We start from the raw sequence: 5,032 nt of genomic DNA on the forward strand, positions 1-5,032 counted from the left end.
GGGCTGGACCGCTTCGTCGCCCGCAAGCGCGTCGTCGCCGACCTGGAGGCGCAAGGCCTGCTCGTCGAGGTCAAGAAGCACAAGCTGCAGGTGCCGCGCTGCGAGCGCACCGGCCAGGTCATCGAGCCGATGCTGACCGACCAGTGGTTCGTTGCAGTCACCAAGCCCAGCGCCGATGGCAAGAGCATTGCCGACAAGGCGATTGCCGCCGTCGAGACCGGCGCGGTCAAGTTCTACCCCGAGCAGTGGGTCAACACCTACAACCACTGGATGGGCAACCTGCAGGACTGGTGCATCTCGCGCCAGCTGTGGTGGGGCCAYCAGATCCCGGCCTGGTACGGCACGGGCGGCGAGCTGTTCGTCGCGCGCAGCGAGGATGAGGCCCAGGCCCGCGCCAAGGCCGCCGGCTACCTGGGCGAGCTGACCCGCGACCCCGACGTGCTGGACACCTGGTACTCGTCGGCCCTGGTGCCCTTCTCGACGCTGGGCTGGCCGCAGAAGACGCTGGAGCAGGAACTCTTCCTCCCCTCCTCCGTGCTCGTCACCGGCTACGACATCATCTTCTTCTGGGTCGCCCGGATGATCATGATGACGACGCACTTCACCGGCCAGGTGCCCTTCAAGGACGTCTACATCCACGGCCTGGTGCGCGACTCGCAGGGCCAGAAGATGAGCAAGAGCGAGGGCAATGTGCTGGACCCGGTGGACCTGATCCAGGGTGTCGACCTCGACACGCTGATCCAGAAGTCCACCACCGGCCTGCGCAAGCCCGAGACGGCGCCCAAGGTCGCAGCCCGCRTGAAGAAGGAGTTCCCCGAAGGCATGCCGGCCTATGGCGCCGATGCACTGCGCTTCACGATGGCCAGCTACGCGAGCCTGGGCCGCAACATCAACTTCGACACCAAGCGCTGCGAGGGCTATCGCAACTTCTGCAACAAGCTCTGGAACGCAACCCGCTTCGTGCTGATGAACACCGAAGGCCAGGACTGCGGCCTCGCGCACGACCAAGGCGCCTGCCCGCCTGGCTACAACAAGTTCAGCCAGGCCGACCGCTGGATCACGAGCGAACTGCAGCGCGTCGAAGCGGCCGTGGCCCAGGGCTTTGCCGAGTACCGCCTCGACAACGTCGCCAACGCCGTCTACAGCTTCGTCTGGGACGAGTACTGCGACTGGTATCTGGAAATCGCCAAGGTGCAGATCCAGACGGGTGACGAGGCCCAGCAGCGCGCCACCCGCCGCACGCTGATCCGCGTGCTGGAGACGACGCTGCGCCTGCTGCACCCCGTCGCGCCTTTCATCACCGAGGAGCTGTGGCAGACCGTCGCCCCTGTCGCCGGCCGCAAGGCGACCGACTTCATCGGCCAGGCGCCCTACCCTGTCGCCCAGCCCGAGCGCATTGACGCGGCCGCCGACGCCTGGATGGCCCAGCTCAAGGAAGTGGTCGGCACGACCCGCAGCCTGCGCAGCGAGATGAACCTCAGCCCCAGCGACCGCGTGCCGCTGCTGGTGGGTGGTGACTTGTCCTTCCTCAGCGAGGCCGCGGCCGTGCTGAAGGTGCTGGCCAAGCTGGCGGCCGTGGAGCTGATTGCCGACGAGGCCGAGTTCGCCAAGCAGAGCGCGACGTCACCGGTGCTGCTGCATGGCGCCGCGAAGCTGGCCCTGAAGGTCGAGATCGACGTGGCCGCCGAGCGCGCCCGCTTGACCAAGGAAGTCACGCGTCTGGAAGGCGAAATCGTCAAGGCCGAGGCCAAGCTGGGCAATGAGGGCTTCGTCGCCCGCGCGCCGGCTGCCGTCGTCGAGCAGGAGCGTGCCCGCGTGGCGGGCTTCAAGGAGACGGTGGCGCGCCTGCACGAACAGCTCAAGCGCCTGCCGCCTCAGTAATAGTCGATGGCCACCTTGGATGTGGCCTTCTTCTTGCCCTTGGCTGGTGCACCCAGCAACTCGTCCAGGCCGCGCGCCACCGCCCAGGCGGCGCGCACGCGCGACTCCCGCGTCGTGCCCGCCAGCCGCGGCGTCACCTGCAGCGTGGCGATGCCGTGCAGGGGTCGCCCTGCCTCCAGCCAACCCGGTTCCAGGCTGTCGAACCACGCGGCTCGCAGCTTGCCGTTGCGCAGAGCCCGGCCCAGGGCCGCCTCGTCGACGACGCCGGACTGGCTCAGGCCGACCAGGACCTGGCCTGCGCGCACGTTCTCCAGCTGACGGTCGCCGAGGAGGCCGCGAAAGCGCGGGAAATAAGGCAGCAGCAGCACCAGGCCGTCGCTGTGCTCGACCAGCTCGCTCAAGGAAACCGAATCGATGCCCCAGCGTGCCCAGGTCGCGTCGCTCGGATGCAGGGCGGGGTCATAGCCGATGACCCGTGTACCGAAGGCATGCAGCAGCTGGGTCAACACCTGAGCCGTCGGTGTCAGGCCCAGCACGCCAATCGTCGAACAGCCCAGCTCCCGCCCCACCTTGAGGCCGTCGCTGCCCTCGATGGGCACCCGCCTGAGCAGGCTGAGCAGGGCACCGACAGCGAATTCCGCCTCGGCGCTGGCCGTGGAAGCCTGGGAGCGCACGACCTCCACGCCCGCCTTGCGGCAGGCCTCGATGTCGATGTTCTCCGCGCCGCCGCTGGCACGGCCGATGGCACGCAGTCCCGGCGCGCCGCGCAGCAGTTCGGCATCGATGCGCACTTCGGGGGGCGCCACCAGGGCACGGGAGTTCTGCAGTGCCTCTACCAGGCCCTCAGGGTCACCCACGAGTTCAGGCGCAAAGCGGGCATCGTGGCGCTCGGCCAGCCATTGCACCACCTCGGCTTCCAACGGTTCAAGGATCAGGACTGTCATTGTTTGTATGTGCCCGACTCAGGGGTCAGACCGTCACAACCCCCGTGACACAATCGTTGCGACCCTGTCAACCCAGTGTATGCCCATGGCTTCTTCGTCCAAATCGCCGATCACCAAGGCCATCTTCCCGGTGGCCGGCCTCGGCACCCGCTTCCTGCCGGCCACCAAGGCCCAACCCAAGGAGATGCTGCCGGTTGTCGACAAGCCGCTGATCCAGTACGCGGTGGAAGAGGCCTATGCCGCCGGCGTGCGCGAGATGATCTTCGTGACGGGCCGCCACAAGCGCCCCATCGAAGATCACTTCGACATGACCTTCGAGCTCGAGGTGGCGCTGGAAAACTCCGGCAAGCAGGACCTGCTGGACGTGGTGCGCTCGGTCAAGCCCGACGACATGGAGTGCATCTATGTGCGCCAGGCCCAGGCCCTCGGCCTCGGCCACGCCGTGCTGTGCGGTCAGCGCCTGGTGGGCAACGAGCCCTTCGCCGTGCTGCTGGCCGACGACCTGATGGTGGGCGAGACCCCCATCCTCAAGCAGATGGTCGAGCAGTTCGCCGACTGGCGCGCCTCCATCCTCGCCGTGCAGGAAGTGCCGCCCGAACACACCCGCCGCTATGGCATCGTCGCCGGCACCCAGGTCAATGACCACCTGATGGACGTGAACCGCATCGTCGAGAAGCCCGCGCCCGAAGACGCACCCTCACGCCTGGGCGTGGCCGGCCGCTACATCCTGACGCCGGGCGTCTTCCACGAGATTGCCAACCAGCCACGCGGCGTGGGCGGCGAGATCCAGCTGACCGACGGCATTGCCGGCCTGCTGMGTCGCGAGAAGGTGTTTGCCTACCGCTATGACGGCAAGCGCTATGACTGCGGCAGCAAGGAAGGTTTCCTGCAGGCCAACGTGGAACTGGCCCTGGCCCACCCGCAGCTCGGCCCGGGCTTCAAGGAATTCCTGCAGGGCCTGAATCTCTAAGCTTTGCGGGACAGACCGCCCGAGCGTAGCGAGTAGCTCTGTCCCCAACTGACTCAGGATTGGCTTTGCGGGACAGACCGCCCGAGCGCAGCGAGTAGCTCTGCCCCCAACTGACCAGGGCCTGCTCAGCGCCTGCGCAGCACGTGGATGAACTCGTCGCCCGACGAGGTCTGTTCCACCAGTTCATTGCCCGTCTGGCGCGCAAAGGCCTGGAAGTCGCGCATCGAACCCGGGTCGGTCGCCACGACGCGCAGCAAATCGCCGCTGAGCATTTCGGCCAAGGCCTTCTTGGCTTTCAGGATGGGCAAGGGGCAGTTCAGGCCCCGCGTGTCGATCTCGCGTTGGACGTCCATGGCCTCATTCTCGCTTCAGGTCGAGCCATTGGGGTTCGATGCCTTTGCTGCGCAGCCAGGTCGCCAGCGCCTGACCGGTGCCCTGCGGCCAGCAGCGCACGTCCTTGGGCGCAATCAGCTTGTACTCCGCCAACTCAGGCGACAGGCGGATCTCGCCGCGCGCCGCCGCATGGTAGGCAATGATGATCTGGTTCATGCGCTGGAAGTCCCAGACGCCGAGCAGGTTCAGGCTGTCCACCTCCAGCGAAGTCTCCTCGGCGATCTCGCGACGGATGCCCTCCTCCGGCGTCTCGCCAGACTCCATGAAGCCCGTGATCAGGCCGAAGAAGCGCCCCGGCCAGGCCGCGTTGCGGGCGAGCAGCACCTGGCCGTCGCGGTCCGTGCATTCGATGACGGCGGCCAGCACCGGCGTCGGATTGTTCCAGTGCGTGAAGCCACAGGCCGGGCAGCGCAGGCGCTCCTTGTCGCCACCGTCCTCGGCCTGCGTGATCCAGCCCAGCTGCGTCGCGCAGACGGGACAGAACTTGTAGTCCGTCATGCAGGAAACACGCCCGTCGACAGATAACGGTCGCCGCGGTCGCAGACGATGAAGGCGATGGTCGCGTTCTCGACGCGGCGCGCGATCTGCAGCGCCACCCAGCAGGCGCCGGCTGACGAGATACCGGCGAACAGGCCCTCCTCGCGGGCCAGGCGGCGCGCCATGTCCTCGGCGTCGCTCTGGCTGACCAGCACCAGTTCGTCCACGCCGCTCGGGTCATAGATCCTGGGCATGTAGGCCTCGGGCCACTTGCGGATGCCCGGGATGCGCGATCCTTCCGCCGGCTGGGCGCCGACGATGCGCACAGCCGCGTTCTTCTCCTTCAAGAAGCGCGACACGCCGGTGA

6 protein-coding genes are annotated in these 5,032 nt (G+C 67.3%); 2 read left to right on the forward strand and 4 right to left on the reverse strand.

All coding sequences use genetic code 11. The annotated features are described in order from the left end of the window. A partial coding sequence (locus tag AC1DU6_RS19805; RefSeq protein WP_477859070.1) for a valine--tRNA ligase occupies nt 1–1,881 on the forward strand: 1,881 nt, incomplete at its 5' end. Here AC1DU6_RS19805 and AC1DU6_RS19810 read toward each other — a convergent pair. Beyond that, entirely contained in the window at nt 1,875–2,825 is a 951-nt protein-coding gene (locus AC1DU6_RS19810; protein ID WP_082532597.1) for an NAD(P)-dependent oxidoreductase, read from the reverse strand. The genes AC1DU6_RS19805 and AC1DU6_RS19810 overlap by 7 nt on opposite strands. Nucleotides 2,826–2,904: 79 nt before the next feature. On the opposite strand from AC1DU6_RS19810, the gene galU reads away from it, so the two are divergent. Further along, complete coding sequence (gene galU, locus AC1DU6_RS19815; protein WP_477859073.1) at nt 2,905–3,795, forward strand: UTP--glucose-1-phosphate uridylyltransferase GalU; 891 nt, start codon at nt 2,905–2,907, stop codon at nt 3,793–3,795. A gap of 125 nt (nt 3,796–3,920) precedes the next feature. On the opposite strand, the gene AC1DU6_RS19820 is transcribed toward galU, so the two are convergent. The 3 genes from AC1DU6_RS19820 to AC1DU6_RS19830 form a co-directional block, all read right to left on the reverse strand. After that, nucleotides 3,921–4,148: a sulfurtransferase TusA family protein gene (locus AC1DU6_RS19820; RefSeq protein WP_477859075.1), complete on the reverse strand. Its 228-nt coding sequence runs from the start codon at nt 4,146–4,148 to the stop codon at nt 3,921–3,923. A 4-nt stretch (nt 4,149–4,152) separates the two neighbouring features. Then, nucleotides 4,153–4,686 carry an NUDIX domain-containing protein gene (locus tag AC1DU6_RS19825; RefSeq protein WP_457323160.1) on the reverse strand — a complete coding sequence of 178 codons (534 nt, stop codon included), beginning with the start codon at nt 4,684–4,686 and terminating at the stop codon, nt 4,153–4,155. Further along, the coding region (locus AC1DU6_RS19830; RefSeq protein WP_477859078.1) for a pyridoxal-phosphate dependent enzyme at nt 4,683–5,032 on the reverse strand (350 nt) is incomplete at its 5' end. The genes AC1DU6_RS19830 and AC1DU6_RS19825, both read right to left, overlap by 4 nt.

The organism is Roseateles sp. P5_B10, assembly GCF_056400485.1.

Bases quoted from the DNA above. Each gene is read 5' to 3' on its own strand.
- AC1DU6_RS19810 (WP_082532597.1), bottom strand. From the start codon at position 2,825: ATGACAGTCCTGATCCTTGAACCGTTGGAAGCCGAGGTGGTGCAATGG.
- AC1DU6_RS19820 (WP_477859075.1), bottom strand. From the start codon at position 4,148: ATGGACGTCCAACGCGAGATCGACACGCGGGGCCTGAACTGCCCCTTG.
- AC1DU6_RS19825 (WP_457323160.1), bottom strand. From the start codon at position 4,686: ATGACGGACTACAAGTTCTGTCCCGTCTGCGCGACGCAGCTGGGCTGG.